This window comes from Achromobacter sp. FW305-C-28 (genome assembly GCF_058783235.1).
Genome location: NZ_JBYSYL010000019.1, coordinates 1 through 19396, shown reverse-complemented (window position 1 = coordinate 19396; position 19396 = coordinate 1). Strand labels below are relative to the sequence as shown.

The 19396-nt window shown below is 67.9% G+C and carries 21 protein-coding genes; 16 read left to right on the top strand and 5 right to left on the bottom strand.

Annotated features, from left to right (window positions below; translation table 11 throughout):
* The first annotated feature begins 193 nt into the window (after positions 1–193).
* Positions 194–1513 carry an isocitrate lyase gene (gene aceA, locus AC3WMR_RS29695; RefSeq protein WP_025137836.1) on the top strand — a complete coding sequence of 440 codons (1320 nt, stop codon included), beginning with the start codon at positions 194–196 and terminating at the stop codon, positions 1511–1513.
* A gap of 53 nt (positions 1514–1566) precedes the next feature.
* Here aceA and AC3WMR_RS29690 read toward each other — a convergent pair whose 3' ends face one another.
* Positions 1567–2364, bottom strand: a complete 798-nt coding sequence (locus AC3WMR_RS29690) for an AraC family transcriptional regulator (protein WP_492266678.1) — start codon at positions 2362–2364, stop codon at positions 1567–1569.
* A gap of 126 nt (positions 2365–2490) precedes the next feature.
* Here AC3WMR_RS29690 and AC3WMR_RS29685 point away from each other — a divergent pair, with 126 nt between their 5' ends.
* Positions 2491–3255: an alpha/beta fold hydrolase gene (locus AC3WMR_RS29685; RefSeq protein WP_492266677.1), complete on the top strand. Its 765-nt coding sequence runs from the start codon at positions 2491–2493 to the stop codon at positions 3253–3255.
* Positions 3256–3295: 40 nt separating this feature from the next.
* Here AC3WMR_RS29685 and AC3WMR_RS29680 read toward each other — a convergent pair whose 3' ends face one another.
* Positions 3296–4153, bottom strand: a complete 858-nt coding sequence (locus tag AC3WMR_RS29680; protein ID WP_492266676.1) for a LysR family transcriptional regulator — start codon at positions 4151–4153, stop codon at positions 3296–3298.
* A 126-nt stretch (positions 4154–4279) separates the two neighbouring features.
* Here AC3WMR_RS29680 and AC3WMR_RS29675 point away from each other — a divergent pair, with 126 nt between their 5' ends.
* Genes AC3WMR_RS29675 through AC3WMR_RS29665 form a run of 3 tightly spaced genes read left to right on the top strand, consistent with a single transcriptional unit; the run spans position 4280 to position 7341 of the window.
* Complete coding sequence (locus AC3WMR_RS29675; protein ID WP_492266675.1) at positions 4280–5248, top strand: tripartite tricarboxylate transporter substrate binding protein; 969 nt, start codon at positions 4280–4282, stop codon at positions 5246–5248.
* A gap of 33 nt (positions 5249–5281) precedes the next feature.
* The gene (locus tag AC3WMR_RS29670; RefSeq protein ID WP_492266674.1) at positions 5282–6145 is read left to right on the top strand and encodes an HpcH/HpaI aldolase/citrate lyase family protein; all 864 of its coding nucleotides are present in this window, start codon (positions 5282–5284) and stop codon (positions 6143–6145) included.
* On the top strand, positions 6142–7341 hold the full coding sequence (locus tag AC3WMR_RS29665; RefSeq protein ID WP_492266673.1) for a CaiB/BaiF CoA transferase family protein: 1200 nt from the start codon (positions 6142–6144) through the stop codon (positions 7339–7341). The genes AC3WMR_RS29670 and AC3WMR_RS29665 overlap by 4 nt, the downstream gene beginning before the upstream one ends.
* Positions 7342–7351: 10 nt before the next feature.
* On the opposite strand, the gene bioD is transcribed toward AC3WMR_RS29665, so the two are convergent.
* From bioD to AC3WMR_RS29650, 3 genes are read right to left on the bottom strand one after another with little or no spacing between them, the layout of a single operon-like run.
* Complete coding sequence (bioD, locus tag AC3WMR_RS29660) at positions 7352–8779, bottom strand: dethiobiotin synthase (RefSeq protein ID WP_492266672.1); 1428 nt, start codon at positions 8777–8779, stop codon at positions 7352–7354.
* Positions 8776–9435 carry an alpha/beta fold hydrolase gene (locus tag AC3WMR_RS29655; RefSeq protein WP_492266671.1) on the bottom strand — a complete coding sequence of 220 codons (660 nt, stop codon included), beginning with the start codon at positions 9433–9435 and terminating at the stop codon, positions 8776–8778. The genes bioD and AC3WMR_RS29655 overlap by 4 nt, the downstream gene beginning before the upstream one ends.
* Positions 9435–10619: an aminotransferase class I/II-fold pyridoxal phosphate-dependent enzyme gene (locus AC3WMR_RS29650; protein ID WP_492266670.1), complete on the bottom strand. Its 1185-nt coding sequence runs from the start codon at positions 10617–10619 to the stop codon at positions 9435–9437. Before AC3WMR_RS29650 ends, AC3WMR_RS29655 begins: the two co-directional genes overlap by 1 nt.
* An 81-nt stretch (positions 10620–10700) precedes the next feature.
* Here AC3WMR_RS29650 and AC3WMR_RS29645 point away from each other — a divergent pair, with 81 nt between their 5' ends.
* From AC3WMR_RS29645 to AC3WMR_RS29595, 11 genes are all read left to right on the top strand, one after another.
* On the top strand, positions 10701–11969 hold the full coding sequence (locus tag AC3WMR_RS29645) for an adenosylmethionine--8-amino-7-oxononanoate transaminase (protein WP_492266669.1): 1269 nt from the start codon (positions 10701–10703) through the stop codon (positions 11967–11969).
* 80 nt (positions 11970–12049) lie between these two features.
* Positions 12050–13024, top strand: coding sequence for a hypothetical protein (locus AC3WMR_RS29640; RefSeq protein ID WP_492266668.1), 975 nt, complete (start codon positions 12050–12052; stop codon positions 13022–13024).
* A complete protein-coding gene (gene ccoS / locus AC3WMR_RS29635) occupies positions 13021–13182 on the top strand; it encodes a cbb3-type cytochrome oxidase assembly protein CcoS (protein WP_025137824.1) in 162 nt (53 codons plus the stop codon). Before AC3WMR_RS29640 ends, ccoS begins: the two co-directional genes overlap by 4 nt.
* A gap of 130 nt (positions 13183–13312) precedes the next feature.
* Complete coding sequence (ccoN, locus tag AC3WMR_RS29630; RefSeq protein ID WP_492266667.1) at positions 13313–14800, top strand: cytochrome-c oxidase, cbb3-type subunit I; 1488 nt, start codon at positions 13313–13315, stop codon at positions 14798–14800.
* A gap of 10 nt (positions 14801–14810) precedes the next feature.
* Positions 14811–15566 carry a cytochrome-c oxidase, cbb3-type subunit II gene (gene ccoO, locus AC3WMR_RS29625; RefSeq protein WP_492266666.1) on the top strand — a complete coding sequence of 252 codons (756 nt, stop codon included), beginning with the start codon at positions 14811–14813 and terminating at the stop codon, positions 15564–15566.
* Between the two features lie 2 nt (positions 15567–15568).
* Positions 15569–15742, top strand: a complete 174-nt coding sequence (locus AC3WMR_RS29620) for a cbb3-type cytochrome oxidase subunit 3 (protein WP_025137821.1) — start codon at positions 15569–15571, stop codon at positions 15740–15742.
* Positions 15739–16683, top strand: a complete 945-nt coding sequence (ccoP, locus tag AC3WMR_RS29615; RefSeq protein ID WP_175192839.1) for a cytochrome-c oxidase, cbb3-type subunit III — start codon at positions 15739–15741, stop codon at positions 16681–16683. Before AC3WMR_RS29620 ends, ccoP begins: the two co-directional genes overlap by 4 nt.
* 71 nt (positions 16684–16754) lie before the next feature.
* The gene (gene ccoG / locus AC3WMR_RS29610; protein WP_492266665.1) at positions 16755–18245 is read left to right on the top strand and encodes a cytochrome c oxidase accessory protein CcoG; all 1491 of its coding nucleotides are present in this window, start codon (positions 16755–16757) and stop codon (positions 18243–18245) included.
* Between the two features lie 54 nt (positions 18246–18299).
* Positions 18300–18533 carry a hypothetical protein gene (locus AC3WMR_RS29605; RefSeq protein ID WP_492266664.1) on the top strand — a complete coding sequence of 78 codons (234 nt, stop codon included), beginning with the start codon at positions 18300–18302 and terminating at the stop codon, positions 18531–18533.
* A gap of 19 nt (positions 18534–18552) precedes the next feature.
* A complete protein-coding gene (locus AC3WMR_RS29600) occupies positions 18553–18789 on the top strand; it encodes a hypothetical protein (protein WP_025137817.1) in 237 nt (78 codons plus the stop codon).
* 332 nt (positions 18790–19121) lie between these two features.
* The coding region (locus AC3WMR_RS29595) for a two-partner secretion domain-containing protein (protein ID WP_492266663.1) at positions 19122–19396 on the top strand (275 nt) is incomplete at its 3' end.

The following is a 19396-nucleotide window of genomic DNA, read 5'->3' as shown; positions in this document are numbered from 1 at the left end:
CACAGATGACAATGTCGTTCCGCAATACGAAATGGCGTTTATAACTTATTGATTTTATTCAATAACATTTTTCATCTTATATAAGAGGCACGCTCACATTGCTCCGCAGCAGAGGCATAGACTTTGTCCAACGATTCACGCAATGCAAACCCAAGTTTTTTGTCTTTTCAGCCATAGACCAAGGAGCATGACCATGAGCCACCGCGAAACCGAAATCCGCAATCTGCAGAAAGACTGGGCCGAGAACAGCCGTTGGCAAGGCATCAAGCGCGACTATAGCGCCGAGGATGTCATCCGCCTGCGCGGCTCGATCGGCGTCGAGCACACCCTGGCCCGCCGCGGCGCGACCCGTCTGTGGGAACAGCTGCATAGCGAGCCTTTCGTGAATTCGCTGGGCGCCCTGACCGGCAACCAGGCCATGCAGCAGGTCAAGGCCGGCCTGAAGGCCATCTACCTGTCGGGCTGGCAAGTGGCGGGCGACGCCAACCTGGCCGGCGAGATGTACCCCGACCAGTCGCTGTACCCCGCCAACTCGGTGCCCCAGGTCGTGCGCCGCATCAACAACTCGCTGACCCGCTGCGACCAGATCCAGTGGATGGAAGGCAAGAACCCGGGCGACGAGGGCTACATCGATTTCTTCGCGCCCATCGTGGCCGATGCCGAAGCCGGTTTCGGCGGCGTGCTGAACGCGTTTGAACTGATGAAGGCCATGATCGAAGCCGGCGCGTCGGGCGTGCACTTCGAAGACCAGCTGGCCTCGGTGAAGAAGTGCGGCCACATGGGCGGCAAGGTGCTGGTGCCCACCCGCGAGGCCGTGGCCAAGCTGGTGTCGGCTCGCCTGGCGGCCGACGTGATGGGGACGCCCACCGTGCTGCTGGCCCGCACTGACGCCGATGCCGCCGATCTCGTGACCAGCGACGTCGATGAAAACGATCGTCCGTTCATCACTGGCGAGCGCACCGTGGAAGGCTTCTTCCGCACCAAGGCCGGCATCGACCAGGCGATTTCGCGGGGCCTGGCCTATGCGCCCTACGCCGACCTGATCTGGTGCGAAACGTCCACGCCGAACCTGGAATACGCCCGCAAGTTCGCGGACGCCATCCACAAGCAATTCCCGGGCAAGCTGCTGGCGTACAACTGCTCGCCGTCGTTCAACTGGAAGAAGAACCTGGACGACGCCACGATTGCCAAGTTCCAGCGCGAGCTGGGCGCCATGGGCTACAAGTTCCAGTTCATCACGCTGGCCGGCTTCCACGCGCTGAACTACGGCATGTTCGAGCTGGCCCACGGCTACGCCCGCCGCCAGATGAGCGCTTTCGTCGAATTGCAGCAAAAGGAATTCGCCGCTGCCGACCTGGGCTTCACCGCCGTGAAGCACCAGCGCGAAGTGGGCACCGGTTACTTCGACGCCGTCACGCAGACGATCGAAGGCGGGCAGTCGTCGACCACCGCGCTGACCGGTTCGACCGAAGAAGCCCAGTTCGACCACGGCAAGGTGCAGAAGGTCGCCTGAGCCTGACGGGATCAAGTTTGCAGTTGTAGTTGTAGTGCTGTTGTAGGGTGGATTCAGGGTGCCTTCGGGCACCCTTTTTTTTCGGCCAGATAGGCGCCGGGCGGCTGGCCCAGCACGCGGCGAAAGGCGGACGTGAAGGCGCTGGGGCTGGCGTAGCCCAGGTCCAGCGCGATGCGGGTCACAGGCTGCCCCTGGGTCAGGCGTTCGATCGCGGCCAGCAGGCAGGCCTGCTGGCGCCAGGCGGCGAAGCTCGCGCCCGTCTGCGCGCGAAACAGGCGGGTGAACGCGCGCCGGCTCATACCCGCCTGGCCGGCCACCGCATCCAGGCTGGTGCTGATGGTCGGAGCGGCGAACAGTTGACGGCAGGCGCGCGCCAGGCGCGGATCGGCGGGCAGCGGTGCACTCAGCGGCAGCGGCGCCATGGCGGCGATTTCCTCGGCCAACAGGGCCATCAGCTTGCCCGCGCGGCCGTCCAGGTCGTAGCGCGCGGGCAGGTCGATGGCGGCGTCCAGCAACTGGCGCAGCAGAGGCGACACGCCCAGTACGCAGCAATGCACGGGCAGCCCCAAGGCCTGGGCTGCCGGATCGGCCAGGAAGGTGTTCAGCATGGTTACCGGGCCGCCCATGGTCATTTCGTGGGCGATGCCGGCGGGCACCCAGCAGGCGCGCTGCGGCGGCACCAGCCAGCGGCCGTGAGGCGTGGCGACGCTGATCGCGCCGCGCGCGGCAAAGGCGAACTGGCCGCGCCGGTGGGCGTGCACGGGAAACGTCAGGCCCGCGGGGTAATCGCAGGCGGTCACGACCACATCGCGGGGGATGTCCTCGTAGGGATCGACCAGGGTGTTGCGCATGGCCCGGATTCTACAGTGATGGGCCTGGCATCGAAGGCGGGCCGAACGGGGGCGGCCTACGATGCCCAGGTCTTTGAAACCCAAGGCTGCCCGTCAGGGGCCGCGACCTCTGCTTGTGGAGTGTGAATGCCCAATACTTTTCACCGCGTGGGGCAAGGCCCCCATCCCGTCATCGTGCTGCATGGCTGGTTTGGCGACGCGCACGCATTCGAACCGATCGAGCCCTGGCTGTCGGGCGACGCCTTCAGCTATGTTTTCATGGACTACCGCGGCTACGGAGGCATGCGCAATGCCGCAGGCCGCTACCGCATCGATGAGATCGCTGCCGATACGCTGGCGCTGGCGGACGGGCTGGGGTTCGACCGGTTCAGCCTGGTGGGGCATTCGATGGGCGGCATGGCAATCGAGCGGGTGGCGGCGCTGGCGCCCGAGCGCGTGCGCGCGTTGGTGCCGGTGGCGCCAGTGCCTTGCGGCGGCGTCACGTTGGAGCCGGCCGCGCGCGCGTTGCTGGAGGGCGCGGCAGGCGATCTGGCCAAGCGCCGCGCCATCATCGACCGCAGCACCGGCGGGCGTCTGCCCGCGGCGTGGGTGCAGTGGAAGGCGGCGTATTCCGCCGAACATTCGTCAGCCCAGGCGTTTGCCGCCTATCTCGCGGCCTGGGCAGATACCGATTTCAGCGAATCGATCGACGGGCGACATCCGGTGTTGGCGCTGGTGGGCGAGCACGATCCGATGTTCAACGCGGCGCTGATGGCCGCGACCTATGCACGGCGCTATCCGCGCGCGGTGGTCCAGGTGCTGCAGAACGCGGGGCACTACCCGATGAATGAAACGCCGCTGGCCCTGGTGGCGGCCATCGAACGCTTCCTGCATGAGGTGGCGGCGGTTTGACAGGCGCGCGGGCCGGTAGACGTCAGGGATGGCGCAGGCGCTACTGGCGCGCGCCTTCCAGCAGCGCCTGCACCAGCCGGTTGTCCTGGTCCGTCTGCCGGCACACGAACGAGATCTGCCGGTACGGCGCGTCCTTGCCCAGCGGCAGTACGCGCACCGGATGCACCTCCAGCAGGTTGGGGCCGGGTTCTGGCAGGATGCACACGCCCAGGCCTTCGGACACCAGTGCCGTCAGCGCGGCCAGCGATTGCAGGTCGATGCGGCAGCGGGCATGCGGTGCGTGCTGCGCGACATAGCGCGCCGCCAGCCGGCCGCCGATGGTGGTCTTGTCAAAGCGAATCCATTCATAGTGTTCGAACAGGTCGGCCAGCGACTTCTCGCGTGAGTGGGGCGGGGCAATCAGCACCAGGCGTTCGCGAAACAGCGGCGTCCACGCCAGCCGGCGGGATCCGCCGGTTTCCGGCTGCGTGATGATCGCCGCGTCGATCTCGCCGGTCTTGAGCTTTTCGACCAGCTCGGTCGCGCGGCCGCGCACCAGCCGCACGTCCAGCTGCGGATAGCGCCCGCGCAGCACCCGCAGCAGCGGCGGCAGCAAGGTCACCTGCAAGGGCTCGATGGTGCCCAGCCGCACACGGCCTTCGACTTGGGGCGTGCTGCGTCGGCGCAGCTCGTCCAGCCGCGACAGGGCGTCCTGCAGCACCGCGTCGACTTCCGCGGCGAATGCATTGGGGCGGGCCTGCAACGCCGACCGGTCGAACAGGGGTTGGCCGAAGTATTCCTCGATCTGCTTCATCTGCAGGCTGACCGCGCTGGGGGACAGGTTCATGTCGGCCGCGCCGGCCGCGAAGCTGCCGCCGCGCAACACGGCATTGAGCGTGCGGAAAGATTCGATCTTCATGAGGAATCCTCACGTAGTGCGTTAAGAATCCTCGCTTTATATCACCAGGCGCCAGGCCTAGCATGGCATCGACCATAACAACACGGCTGGCGCCTGACTGCCGGACCGTGGACACGGAGACATGCCATGAAGAAGATCCTGGGCGGCCTGGCGGCCGCTTGCCTGGCCGGGCTGATGGCCGCGGGCGCCGCGGCCGCGCCGCCGGCCTTGCCGGCCACCATCACCATGGTGGTGCCCTTCCCGCCGGGCGGCAGCAACGATGTGTTTGCGCGGGTGCTGGCGGAAAAGCTGGGCGGGCGCGTGGGCGCCACGGTCATCGTCGAGAATCGCCCGGGCGCGGGCGGCGCCATCGGCGCCGAGTACGTGGCACGCGCGGCCAAGGACGGCTCGGTGCTGATGCTGTCGTCGTCGACGCTGACGACCAACGCGGCCGTGCAGACCAACCTGAAGTACGACGTGGCGCGCAGCTTCGCGCCGGTGGCGATGCTGGCGCGCAGCCCGATGGCGCTGGTGGTGGGACAGGATTCACCCTACCGGTCGGTGGCCGACCTGCTGGCCGCCGGCCGCCAGGAACCCGGCAAGCTCACCTACGGCAGCGCCGGGCTGGGCTCGGTCAACCAGATGGCCAGCGAAATCCTGGCGGGTGGCGAAAAGACGCGTTTCACGCACGTGCCCTACAAGGGCATGTCGCATGCGCTCAACGACCTGGCCGGCGGCCGGGTGGACTTCGTGATCGGCAGCTTTGCGTCGACCGCGGCGCTGCTCAAGGGCGGCAAGCTGCGTGTGCTGGCGGTGACCTCGCCGACGCGTTCGCCGTTCTTTCCGGACCTGCCCACCATCGCCGAAGGCCAGCCCGGCTATTCGGTCGAGTTGTGGTGGGGCGTGCTGGCGCCCGCGGGCACGCCCGCGCCGCTGGTCGAACGCCTGAACGCCGAGATTCGCGGCATCGTCAACGATCCGAAGATGCGCGCCATGTTCGCCGAAGAAAGCGCGGTGCCCGCCGAACTGACCGTAACGCAGTTTGCGGACCTGGTGCAGGCCGATGCGGCCCGCTGGAAGCAGGTGGCCGCCGACCGCAACATTGCCATCCAATGACCCGCAACCCCTGCCGCTGTTGAGAGTGCCCGCATGAGAAGCAAACTGTTTGTTCCGGGATCGCGTCCCGAGCTGTTCGCCAAGGCGCTGGCCGGACCGGCCGACGCGCTGTCGTTCGATCTGGAAGACGCCGTGGCCGCCGAGCGCAAGGCGGACGCGCGCGGCCATCTGGCCGCGCTGCTGGCATCGCCCGCCGCCGTGGCCAGCGCCAAGACGCTGATCGTGCGCGTGAATGCGCTGGATTCCGAGCATTTCCAGGCTGACGTGCAGGCCGTGGTACGTCCGGCGCTGCGCCTGGTGAACCTGCCCAAGGCCGAATCCGTGGCCCAGGTGCGGACCGCGGCCGACGCGATCGAACGGGCGCGCCTGGCCAACGGCGTGGCGCAGCCGGTGGGGTTGCTGTTGAACATCGAATCGCCGCGCGCCTTGCGCGATGCCGCCGCGCTGGCGGCGGCGCATCCCGCGGTGGCGGGCCTGCAATTGGGGTTGGGCGATCTGTTCGAACCGGCCGGCATTGACCGCCGCGAGCCGGCTGCGGTGCAGCAGGCGATGTTCGCGCTGCGGCTGGCGGCGGCCGAGGCGGGCGTGTTCGCCTACGACTCGGCGTTTGCCAATATCGAGGACGAAGCGGGCTTTCGGGACGAAGCCGAGCTGGCGCGCCGGCTCGGCTTCCTGGGCAAGAGCTGCATCCATCCGCGCCAGGTGCCGCTGGCCAACGCTGCCTTCCGGCCGACGGACGCCGAGATTGCCCACGCGCGGCGGGTGGTGCAGGCGGCCGGGCAGGCCGAGGCGCAAGGCGTTGCCGCCTTCGTGGTGGACGGCCGCATGATCGATGGCCCCTTCCTGCGCCGCGCCGAAAGCGTCGTGCGCCTGGCCGACACGCTGGAGGCGCGATGAGCGCCGCCGTGACGCCGCACGCAGCCGCAGGCCCGCTGGCCGGGGTGCGGGTATTGGACCTGAGCGCCTATATCGCCGGCCCCTACGGCTGCGCGCTGCTGGCCGACCAGGGCGCCGACGTGATCAAGATCGAGCCGCCCACGGGCGACAACCTGCGCAAGTATCCGTCGACGCTCGAAGCCGAAAGCCGCGCCTTCCTGGGCGTGAACCGCGGCAAGCGCGGGCTGGTGCTGGACTTGAAGCAGGATGCGGCGCGGGACGTGCTGCGCGCGCTGGTGGCGGGCGCCGACGTGCTGGTGCACAACTTCCGGCCCAGCGTGCCGGCGCGCCTGGGCATCGCCTACGAACAGCTGGCCGAGATCAATCCGCGGCTGATCTACTGCGCGGTGACCGGCTATGGCGAAAGCGGGCCGCTCAAGGACAAGGCGGGCTACGACCAGGTGCTGCAGACCATGACGGGCATGTGCGCCTTGCAGGGCCGCGCCGACGGCCCGCCTGAAGTGCTGTACGGGTCGGTGGTGGATTACTACGCGTCATCGATGGTGGCGGCGGGCGTGGCGTCGGCGTTGTTTGAACGCGAGCGCAGCGGCCGCGGTCAGTTCGTGGGCGTGTCGCTCTTGCGCAGCGCGCTCGCCTTGCAGTCGGCCCGCCTGGTGTGGGCCGAGGGCGAGCCGCGGGAAGTGGGGCGCGACATGCGTTCCGGCGGCATCACGGGCATCCATCCCACCGGCGACGGCTATCTGTATATCTCGGCCAACACGCCGCATTTCTGGCAGGCGCTGTGCGCCAAGACCGGCTTGCAGGCGCTGGCAACCGATGCCCGCTACGACTCGGTGCGCAAGCGCGCCCAATACCGCGATGAGATCGTGCCGCAGCTGCACCAGGCCTTGCAGGCGCGCAGCGCGCTGGAATGGGAGGCGCTGTTCGGCGAAGAGGTGCCTTGCGCCGCGGCGCGCGGGGTCGAAGACATGTTCGATTTTCCGCAGGTGCAGGCCGAGGGCATGATCTCGACCTTTGCGCATCCGGTGGTGGGCAGCTACCAGGGCTTTGCGCAGGCCATCAAGTACGGCCGCAGCCAGCCGGCCTTGCCGCGCGCGGCGCCGGCCTTTGGCGAACATAGCGACGACGTGCTGGCCGAGGCGGGTATCGATGCCGCGCAGGCGGCGCGGTTGAGGGCGGCCGGGGCGCTGGGGTAGCGGGGCGGGGTCAGGCCGGGTCGTCCAGCGCCGCCAGGCACGCGTCCAGCGGCGCGATCGTGCGCGCCAGCGCTTCCACGGCGGCGGCATCCACGCGGTCCAGCGGCGGAATTTCCGCCAGCACGCGCACGTTGCCGAAACGTTCGATGGCTTCGCGGTTGCCGGCCGACAGCGGCCCGCTCATCACCACGCCCAGCACCGGAATGGCCCGGCGGCGCAGCGCTTCCAGGCTGAGCAGGGTGTGATTGATGGTGCCCAGGCCGCTGCGCGCGGCCAGCACCACCGGCAGGCCCAGCCGCGCGATCAGGTCGATCATCATGTGACTGTCATCGATCGGCACGTACAGGCCGCCGGCGCCTTCGATGATGAGCGGGGCATCCGTGCGCGGCGGCACGATGGCGGTGGCGTCGATCTCCGCATCTTCCAGCGGCGCGGCGGCCCAGGGCGACAGCGGCGCCTGCAGCACGTAGGCGGGCAGGTGCTGGCGTTCGGGCGGCAATTGCGCCAGGCGCGCGACGGTGTCGGTATCGCCGGGTTCCTCGGCCACGCCGGTCTGCACGGGCTTCCAGTAGTCGGCATTCCAGGCGCGGGCCAGGATGGCCGACACCAGGGTCTTGCCGATGCCGGTGTCGGTGCCGGTCACGAATACGCCTTTGAGGCCGGAATCAGTTGGGTTTTTCCACATGCCATAGGCCAGGTGATACGTCACCGTGGCTCCTTGTTGGTTGAACTGCGCCAGCACCCGCCGCAGCGCGGCGGCGCCCAGCGGCGCCCGTCCGGGCGCGGGCGTGGTGGCGCCGATGCCCTTGAGCGCCTGCAGGAAATGCAGGCCGTCAGGATGTTGTTGTATCAGTCGTTCGCTGTGCACGCCACCGGCCAGATTGCCGCTGGCCGGACGGATGGCGTGGGCGGCGGGGTAGTGCGGTGTTGCCGCCGCCAGGCCGACGGCGCGGTGCGCCGCCCGCCATTCGGCGAAGGTGTCCGCGGCCAGCGTCGCCACGGCCAGGTGGCCGCCCGGCGCCAGCAGGGCGGCCAGCCGGCCCAGCCCCGCGTTCAGGTCGGTGAACCATTGCACCGCCAGGCTGGAGCAGATCAGGTCGTAGCCGCCGGGCAGGCCGTCGGGATGCTCGCCATCCAGCACCTGGTAGCGGGCGCGTCCGGGCAGCGCCGGGCCTTGCTGCGCGCGGGCCAGCATGGCGGGCGAGATGTCGGTGATGGTCCAGTCCGCCGGACCCAGCCGCGTGGCCAGCGCCTGCGTCAAGAGGCCCGTGCCGCAGCCGATTTCCAGGATGCGCGGATTGGGCGGCAGCGGCAGCCGCAGGATGTCGTTGGCCAGCCGTTCGGCCGTGATGCGTTGGGCGGGGGCGTGGGCGTCGTACTGGTCGGCGGCGGCGCCGAAGCGGTCGCCGATCCGGGTGTTGCGTGACGCCCGATTCATGCGGCGTTCGCCAGGCGGGCCAGGAAGGCGCGGATGTGCGTGGCGCACCAGTCGGCGTCGGTGACGGGCAGCAGGTGGCCGCCGCCCTCGCGCCAGTGGACGCCGTCGCCAAAGGTGGCCTGCGTCATCGGGGCGGGCACGATGGGGTCGGCGGCGCCCGCCAGCGCCAGACGCGGCACCGGCAGGGCGGCCAATGCCGTGCGCTGGTCTTCCTCGCGCAGCACTTGCAGGTCACGCGCCAGCGCTTCGACGTCGGGCGCACCGAACGCGCCGCCATCGCCGCAGCGCTGGCGAAAATCACGCAGCACCGCATCGGGATGCGTTGTCAGGCGGACCTGCATGCGGTCGAGCATGCGCGGCGGCACGCCCTGGGCGAAATCGGGCGCGGCGGCAAAGCGTGCGAAGCCGTTGATGGACACGAGCCCGATGCAATGGGGGGGCGTCGCGCGCAGCAGACGCAGCACGCCCAGGGAATGGCCGATGGCGACCACAGGCCCGTCCGGGCAGGGCGCGCGCGCGGGGCCGAAGTAACCGGCGTCGAAGGTAGCCTGGGGAAAATCATGCAGCGCGGCGGCCAGCGGCGCCCAGACCTCGGCGTCGAAGGCCCAGCCGTGCACGAACAGCAGGGTAGGCGCTTGCAAGGGAACGTTCTGCATCAGGCAAGCGCAGCGGCCAGGCCGGCGATCAGGCAGTCGATGTCGGCGTCGCGGTGCGCGGCGCTCAGGGCAATGCGCAGCCGGCTGGTGCCGGCAGGCACCGTGGGCGGGCGGATCGCCACGGCCAGCAGGCCGCGCTGTTCCAGGTTGGCGGCCAGCGCCAGCGCACGGGCGGCCTCGCCCACCATGGCGGGCACGATCTGGGTGGACGAGTCGGCGGTGTCCAGACCCTGGTCGCGCAAGGCCGCGCGCAGGCGGTCGCCCGATGCCACCAGGCGCGCCCGTTCGGCGTCCAGCGTGGGCACCAGGTCCAGTGCGGCGTCCATGGCGCCCAGCACGGCCGGCGGCAGTGCCGTCGTGTAGATGAAGCCCGAACACGCGTTGACCAGGTAGTCGCACAGCGCGCGCGAACCGGCGACGTAGGCGCCAAAGCCGCCCAGCGCCTTGCTGAACGTGCCCATCGCCAGATCGATGCGGCCGGGCGCCAGCCCCGCCAGGCCCATGCCGCGCGGGCCCAGCACGCCAGTGGCGTGGGCCTCGTCCAGATACACAAAGGCGTTGTAGCGGTCGGCCAGCGCGGCCAGGCGGGCCACGTCGGTGCGGTCGCCGTCCATGCTGAAGACGCTTTCGGTGACGATGAAGCGGACGGCGGGCGGCGCATCGGCTCCCGCCCGGGCGGCCAGCAGCGTTTCCAGGTGGTCCAGGTCGTTGTGGCGAAAACGGATCTGCTTGACGCCGGCCGCCTGGCAGCCGTGGTGCAGGCTGGCGTGGTTGAGCTTGTCGGCGTAGACCTGCACGTCGCCCTGGGCTTGCGCCGCGCGCAGCAGGGCGGGCAGCACGGCGGCGTTGGCCTGCCAGCCCGAGGCCAGGAGCAGCGCGGCTTCTGTCCCCTTCAAGCGTGCCAGCTTGGCCTCGACCTGTTCGTGCAGGTCCAGATTGCCGCACACCAGGCGTGACGCCTGGGCGCTGGCGCCGTGGCGGGCCGCCCATTCGCGTGACCGCTCGATCAGCAGGGGGTGCTTGGACAGGCCCAGGTAGTCGTTGCTGGAGAAGTTCAGCGCGGGCGCGCCGCCCATCTCGATGCGCCCGGCCGGCGCCGCGGTGGCGGTGCGCAACCGGCGGCGCACGTGGCGCGATTCGGCCTGCGCCAATTCGGAAGAAAACAGAGGATCCAGCTTAGACATGACGATTTCCCGCAGCGGCCGGCACCGGAGGGAAGGCCGGGCCAGGCCGTAGAATGCGAGCCATTGTAGTGGAGGTGAAACATGCAGACCCCCGATTGGGTGGCCCAGGGCCAGCCCCATATCTGGCTGCCCTATGCCCAGATGAAAACGGCCACGCCGCCCCTGCCGGTGGTGCGCAGCCGCGGCAGCCGGCTGGAACTGGCCGATGGCCGCGAGTTGATCGACGGCGTGGCGTCCTGGTGGACCGCCTGCCACGGTTACAACCACCCGCACATCGCCCAGGCGGTGCGGGCCCAGCTGGACGCCATGCCGCACGTCATGTTCGGCGGGCTGACCCACGAACCCGCTCTGACCCTGGCGCGGCGTCTGGCCGGCCTGCTTGGCCCGGGGCTGGACCGCGTGTTCTATACGGATTCGGGCTCGGTGGCGGTGGAAGTCGCCATGAAAATGGCCGTGCAGTTCTGGCTGAACCAGGGCGAACGCGGCCGCAGCCGCTTCCTGGCGTTCCGCGGCGGCTACCACGGCGACACGTTCGGCACCATGGCCGTGTGCGACCCGGACGAAGGCATGCACAGCCTGTTTCGCGGCATGCTGGCCGAACACGACATCGTCGACCTGCCGCGCACCGACGCGGCCATGGCCGACCTGGATGCCTTCCTGGAAACGCGCGGGCCGCAGCTGGCCGGCATGCTGGTCGAGCCGCTGGTGCAGGGCGCCGGCGGCATGGTGCTGCACGACCCCGAGGTGTTGCGGCGCCTGCGCACCCTGGCCGACCGCCACGGCCTGCTGCTGATCTTCGACGAGATCTTCACCGGCTTTGGCCGCACCGGCACGATGTTCGCCTTCGAGCAGGCCGGGATCAAACCCGACATCATCACCCTGTCCAAGGCGCTGACGGGCGGCACCCTGCCGCTGGCCGCCACCGTGGCCAGCCAGCGGGTGTTCGACGGTTTCTGGTCCGACGACCCCTCGCATGCCCTGATGCATGGCCCCACCTTCATGGGCAACGCGCTGGCCTGCGCGGCCGCCAACGCGTCGCTGGACCTGTTCGAGACCGAACCCCGGCTGGCCCAGGCGCAGGCCATCTCGGCGGCGCTGGCGACGGGCCTTGCGCGGTGCCGCGAGCTGGATTGGGTGCGCGACGTGCGGGTGCTGGGCGCCATCGGCGTGGTCGAGCTGGACGGCATCCAGGACCGCGAGGCCCTGAAACGCCGCCTGGTCGAGGCGGGCGTGTGGGTGCGCCCGTTCGGCAACGTGGTCTACCTGACGCCGGCCTTGACCATCGACGAGCAGGACCTGGACACCCTGATGCGGGCGGTGGTGGCGGTGCTGCGGGCGCGGCGGCCCTGACGGCCTGATCCCTTCGGGATCCGGCGCGGAGCTTGATCCACATCAAGGTGCAGGGCGCGTGCGCGGCCTACCATCGGTGCATGCGAGCAAAATCCATTTTCGCCGTGCCGGCGACCCTGTCTGACGACGAACGCCAGCAGCGCCGCCATGCGCTGGTGCGCCTGTCGCTGGCCTGGCTGGCGATGATGCAGGTGATGATGTTCGCCTGGCCCGGCTATCTGCGCCACGAAGGCATCCCCAAGGATGCGCTGGACACGCTGGACTGGGCGATCGTGCTGATGAACTGGGCCAGCCTGGCGCTGACCGTGCCCGTGGTGCTGTATTCCGCCTGGCCGATCTGGCGTCACGCGGGCGCCAACCTGCGGCAGGGGCGCGCCGGCATGGACGTGCCAGTCGCCCTGGGTATCGTCGCCGCCTTCATTCCCAGCGTCCACGCCACCTATACCGGGCGTGGCGAAGTCTATTTCGACTCGGTCACCATGTTCGTCGCGTTCCTCTTGACGGCGCGCTACCTGGAACTGTGCGCCCGCCAGTCGTTCGGCGGCGCCGCGGGCGGCCTGCGTCATGCGCGGGTCGAAACGCAGCGGCTGGCACTGGGCGCCGGCGCCGACCGCCTGGCCTCGCGCTTCGTCCTGGCGCAGGTGGCGCTGGCGCTGGGGGCGGGCGCGGTCTGGGCCTACATGGATCCGGCGCACAGCGTGCCCGTGATGGTGGCGTTGCTGGTGATGAGCTGTCCCTGTGCCATGTCGATGGCGGTGCCCACCGCCATGGCCTCGGCGCATGCCGCGCTGGCGGCCGACCCGGCCATGCCCGACGCGGCGCTGGACGCGCTGCTGGAACGCGCCCGCCGCAAGGCGCGCCAGAACCTGCATGGCTCGCTGGCCTGGCACCTGCTGATGACGCCGCTGGCGCTGGTCGGCTGGGTCACGCCCTGGCTGGCCGCGATCACCATGCTGGTGTCGTCGCTGGCGGTGGCCTATAACTCGTGGCGTCTGACGCGCCACGACGGCCGCGTGCGCGAAGCCGTCGACGGCGCGCTGGAAGCCGCGCCATGACCATTCTCTACCTGCTCTTGCCGTTGTCGCTGCTGTTCGTGTTCGCCATCGGCGTGTTCTTGTGGTGGGCCGTGTTCAACGGCCAGTACGACGACACCGACAGCGCAGGCGCGGCCATCCTGCGCGACGACGACAGCGGACCCGCGGCCCGCGGCTGAGCCGCCTGTCGCGTTCTTGCCGCGAGTTCCCCGGCGCCCTCTGCCGGGTTTGACGCATATCAACACCCGTTTGCGAGCGTCCCCCCATCATTGAAACCTGGAGCTATTTGTTTCTTTTAGGGGAAGGGTGATGAACGATTGCGCCGCAATCGCAAGCAAGGCCGATACCTTCAACTACAGGATCGTGAGGCAATTCGCGCTCATGACGGTGGTCTGGGGCATTGTCGGCATGGCTGTGGGCGTTTTTCTCGCCGCGCAGCTGATTTGGCCTCAGTTGAACTTCGATACCGCCTGGCTGAGCTACGGCCGCCTGCGTCCGTTGCACACCAACGCGGTGATCTTCGCCTTCGGCGGCAGCGCGCTGTTCGCGACCTCGTACTACGTCGTGCAGCGCACCTGTCAGACCCGCCTGTTCTGCGACCGGCTGGCCGCGTTCACCTTCTGGGGATGGCAGGCCGTGATCGTGGCCGCCGCCATCACCCTGCCGATGGGCTTTACCAGCAGCAAGGAATACGCCGAACTGGAATGGCCGATCGACATCCTGATCACGCTGGTCTGGGTGGCCTACGCCATCGTGTTCTTCGGCACCATCATCAAGCGCCGGTCCAAGCACATCTACGTGGCCAACTGGTTCTTCGGCTCGTACATCCTCACCATCGCCATCCTGCACATCTTCAACAACATCGAGATGCCGGTGACGCTGTGGAAGTCGTACTCCGCCTATTCGGGCGTGCAGGACGCGATGGTGCAATGGTGGTACGGCCACAACGCCGTGGGCTTTTTCCTGACCACCAGCTTCCTGGGCATGATGTATTACTTCGTGCCCAAGCAGGCCGGCCGCCCGATCTATTCGTACCGCCTGTCCATCGTCCACTTCTGGGCGCTGGCCTTCACGTACATGTGGGCCGGTCCGCACCATCTGCTGTATACCTCGCTGCCTGACTGGACCCAGTCGCTGGGCATGACGTTCTCGCTGATCCTGCTGGCGCCGTCGTGGGGCGGCATGATCAACGGCATCATGACGCTGCAAGGCGCCTGGTACAAGCTGCGCACCGATCCGATCCTGAAGTTCATGGTGACCGCGCTGTCGTTCTACGGCATGGCCACGTTCGAAGGCTCGATGATGTCGATCCGCACCGTGAACGCGCTGTCGCACTACACCGACTGGACCATCGGCCACGTGCACTCCGGCGCGCTTGGCTGGGTCGCGATGATCTCGTTCGGCTCGCTGTATTACCTGATCCCGCGCCTGTACGGCCGCGAAAAGATGTACAGCGTCAAGGCCATCGAACTGCACTTCTGGATCGCCACCATCGGCGTGGTGCTGTACATCGCCGCGATGTGGATCGCCGGGGTGCAGCAGGGCCTGATGTGGCGCGACACGGCCCCGGACGGCACGCTGGTCTACAGCTTCGTCGAAGAACTGAAGACGCGGGTGCCCTATTACCTGATCCGCTTGCTGGGCGGGGCGCTGTTCCTGTCGGGTGTCCTGGTCATGGCCTGGAACGTGTGGAAGACGGTGCGCGGCGCGCAGGCCGTCAACCCCGCGATTGCGCAAGACGATCCCCACGCCACCCGCGCACCGGCCATCGCCGCCGCCGCGCCGGCCACTGTTTGACGAGGACATCATGGCCAACAAGCAACAAGGCTTTTTTTCTCACCAGACGCTTGAGAAGAACATCGGCTGGATGATCATTGCCAGCATCCTGGTGGTGTCCTTCGCGGGCCTGGTCCAGATCGTACCGCTGTTCTTTCAGCACAGCACGACGCAGCCGGTGGCGGGGGTCGAACCCTACAGCGCGCTGCGCCTGATGGGCCGCGACGTCTACATCCGCGAAGGCTGTGTCGGCTGCCACTCGCAGCAGGTGCGCCTCCTGGCGGCCGAAGTGCAGCGCTACGGCTCGTATTCGCTGGCATCCGAATCGGTGTTCGATCACCCCTTCCTGTGGGGTTCCAAGCGCACCGGTCCCGACCTGGCGCGCGTGGGCGAGCGGTACTCCGATGATTGGCATCGCATCCACCTGCGCGACCCGCGCAAGGTGGTGCCCGAGTCCAACATGCCAGCCTACCCGTGGCTGCAGAAAACGGTGATCACCGGCCAGAACGTGGATCAGCGCATGCGCGCGCTGCGCGCCCTGGGCGTGCCGTACACGGACGAAGACATCGCCGCCGCGCCCAAGGCCATCGAAGGCAAGACCGAAGAGGACGCGCTGGTGGCCTACCTGCAAGGGCTGGGCGTGGGCGTACGCAAGGCGCAGCAAGCCAGGAAGGCGGAAGAGGCCAAGAAGGCCGAGGAAGCCAGGAAGGCGGCGCAACCCGCAGCCGTGCCGCCTGCCGCGCAATCGGCCGCTCCTGCCGCGGGTGCGGCTGCCACCGGAGGCTGACCATGGCATTCCTGAGCGCAATCGTCACCGCCATTTCGATGGCGACCTTTATCGGCATCGTCTGGTGGGCCTGCTCGCGCGGCCGCCAGCATGCCAACAGCGAATCGGCCCTGCTGCCGTTCGCGCTGCCCGATGAGTTCGGGCCGGCACAACAAGATGGAGCGGATCGGTCATGAGCGATTTCGTCAATGGCTTCTGGGGGTATTTCATCTCGATCGTCGCGGTGGGCGGCGTGGTCTGGTGCGTGTGGCTGCTGTATACGCAGCGCCGCTGGCTCAGCACCAAGCCGGCCAATGGCCAGGTGGAAGACACCGGCCACGTCTGGGACGGCGACCTGACCGAGCTGAACAACCCGGTGCCCGGCTGGTGGACCTGGATGTACCTGCTGGCCTGCGTATTCGCGCTGGGCTACCTGTTCTTCATGCCCGGCCTGGGTGAATACAAGGGCCAGCTGGGCTACAGCAGCGCCGACGAAGTGGCGCGCCAGCAGGCCAAAATGGCCGAAGCGGTGCGCCCCATCTACGCGCGTTTCGAGACCATGACGGTACCGCAGATCGCCGCCGACCCCGGCGCTCGTGAAATCGGCCAGCGCCTGTTCCTGAACACCTGCGCGCAATGCCACGGCTCGGACGCCAAGGGCGGCCCCAGCTTTCCCAACCTGACCGACGGCGACTGGCTGCACGGCGGCTCGCCCGAAGCCATCACGCAGACCATCACCAACGGCCGCATCGGCATGATGCCGCCCTGGAAGGCCGCCATCGACGCCAAGACCGCCGGCGACATCGCGCAATACGTGCGTTCGCTGTCGGGCCTGACCGCCGACCCGGTGCGCGTGTTCCGCGGCAAGCGCGAGTTCGCCAATTACTGCGTCGCCTGTCACGGCGTCGACGGCAAGGGCAACCAGGCGCTGGGCGCGCCCAACCTGACGGACGACGTCTGGCTGTACGGCAGTTCGGAAGCCACCATCGTCAAGACGATCCTGGACGGCCGCGACAACCGCATGCCGGCCCACGGCGACATCCTCAGCCCCGAGCAGATCAAGATCCTGACGGCCTGGGTCTGGGGGCTGTCCAACAAGCCGGACGCCGCGCCGGCGCAGCAGGCCGCGGCCAAGTAGGCGGCGCATAGGTGGGGGCGCTGCCTGCCGGCAGCCCTCATATCACATGGACTTACCGCACGGAGCAGCACATGGATGATGGGTCAACCGCAAGCGTCAGCAGTTCGCCTGGCGGCGACCCGCCACCCTGGCGGCCGCACACGCGACCGCCGCGGCCTGGCCAGGAAACGCTGGAGCAGACGCTGGCCGGCGTGCGCAGCAAGATCTATCCGCGGTCGGTCAGCGGCATCTTTGCCCGCTGGCGCATTGCATTCGTCTTTCTCACCCAGCTGATTTTCTACGGCCTGCCCTGGCTGCAATGGAACGGCCGCCAGGCCGTGCTGTTCGACCTGGGCGCGCGCAAGTTCTACCTGTTCGGCCTGGTGCTGTGGCCGCAGGACGTGGTGTACCTGGCCGTGCTGCTGGTCATCTCGGCGCTGGCGCTGTTCCTGTTCACCGCCGTGGCCGGGCGGCTGTTCTGCGGCTACGCCTGTCCGCAGACGGTCTACACCGAAATCTTCATGTGGATCGAACGCAAGATCGAAGGCGACCGCATTGCGCGCATTCGCCTGGATGAATCGCCCTGGTCCTGGCGCAAGGCCCGCATCAAGGTCACGAAGCACGCGCTGTGGATCGCGCTGGCCTGGTGGACGGGGTCGACCTTCATCGGCTATTTCGCGCCCATCCGCGAGCTGGGCCACGAACTGTTCACGCTGCAACTGGGCCCATGGCAATGGTTCTGGATGCTGTTCTACGGTTTTGCCACCTGGGGCAACGCGGGCTTCATGCGCGAGTCGGTGTGCAAGTACATGTGCCCCTATGCGCGCTTCCAGAGCGTGATGGTGGACCCGGACACGTTCGTGGTTACCTACGACAAGCGCCGCGGCGATCCGCGCGGCGGCCGCTCGCGCAAGATCGACCACAAGGCAGCGGGGCTGGGCGATTGCGTCGATTGCAGCCTGTGCGTGCAGGTATGCCCGACCGGCATCGACATTCGTGAAGGCCTGCAATACATGTGCATCGGCTGCGGCGCCTGTATCGACGCCTGCGAGCAGGTGATGGACAAGATGCAGTACCCATCGGGGCTGATCCGCTATACGTCGGAGCGCGCGATGCTGGACGGCCTGTCGACGCAAAGCGCGCGTTCGCACCTGCTGCGGCCGCGGGTGTTGATCTACGGCACGCTGATCCTGGGGCTGGCGGTGGCGTTCGTGGTGTCGCTGGCGCTGCGCAACCCGCTGCGCGTGGACGTGATCCGCGACCGCGGCGCGCTGGGCCGCGAGGTGGCCGGCGGCATGATCGAAAACGTGTACCGGCTGCAGATCATCAATACATCGGATTCACCGCTGCGGCTGCGTCTGTCGGCCGATGGCATGCCGGGGCTGGCGGTGCTGGCCGGGCAGAGCGGATCGGACGTGGTGGAGGTCGAGGCGGCGGCCAACAAGCTGGTGCCGATGGTGATCCGCGCGCCGGCGGGCGCCGAGCCGGGCGCGCATGCGATCACGTTGCGGGCCCGCGCGCACGATCAGGAGAATCGGTCGATCGAGACCGATGAAGCCGCCAGTTTCTATGTTCCCGATTGAATGCAGACCCCGCTGAACCCCGTTCCCGATTGGACTTTGACAAGGATGCCCACGATGAATACTGCCCATGTTGCCGCGCCGCTGACGGTCAAGCCCTGGTACCGGGAGCCCTGGCCCTGGTTCCTGATGGCGGGGCCTTTCCTGGCGGTGGTGGGGTGCGCGATCACGATCTATTTCGCCTACACGCAGTTCGGCAATCAGCCGATCGTGGAAGGGGTGGTCAAGCGCGGGCTGGTGATCGAACCGGCCGATCCAGCCGGCGCGGTCGCGGCGCCCGTGGCGCGTTGATGAATCCGGGAGGCACGCCATGGGCTTGAAGTCACTGATGTGGATACTGTGGCCGTCGTTCCTGGCGGCGGCGGTGGGCAGCGCGGTGGTGTTTGCCTTGATCGATCCGCTGGATGTGGCGGTGATGGGGTACGTGCCTTCGGGGCGGGTGGGGTTCTATACGGTGTCGTTCTTTTTGCTGTGGGCGATGGCGGGGGCGTCCAGTGCGTTGACGGCTTATCTGATGCCTCGGGTGGAGGAGGACGAGGATTTGTAGGGCGGTAGCTTGACACCGAGAGCCGCCGCCAGACAGGCTACGAGCAGCTCAATGGGATAGTGAGTCGCTCCGTTGCTGGTACTTATATGAGGCATGCGGTGTTGGGCCGCCTGGTCGTATAGGACTTAGTCCGAACTTTTTAGTTTTAGGTCGGGTTGGGCCAAAAATCAGAATATTCCAATGTTTCATCCGATTCGGACTGCGTAGCGTAAGCGGGCAATTTCCAGATCGGTGCTTTTGGCTTTGTCGATAGTCCGCGGGTTTTGGGCGGGCTGAAGGTCGGCTGTCCTGGCAACGGTTGTGGTTTCACCCCTTGCCGAGTCTTGCCCGATATGTCGACATTACGCCGCACGATTGCCTGGTTGTTGGTCTTCGCGCAGGTCTGGACGCCCGTCCTGGCGCAGACCTTGCCGATTTCGGTAGACCAGAGCGTCGGTGGGCAAAGGCCTGTGGTGGGCGTCGCCAATGGCGTGCCGGTGGTCAACATTGCGCCGCCGTCGGCCGATGGGGTGTCCAACAACCGGTTTACCCAGTTCAACGTCGGTCCGTCCGGCGTGGTGCTCAATAACAGCGGCGCGGCCAGCCAGACGCAAGTGGCGGGGCAGGT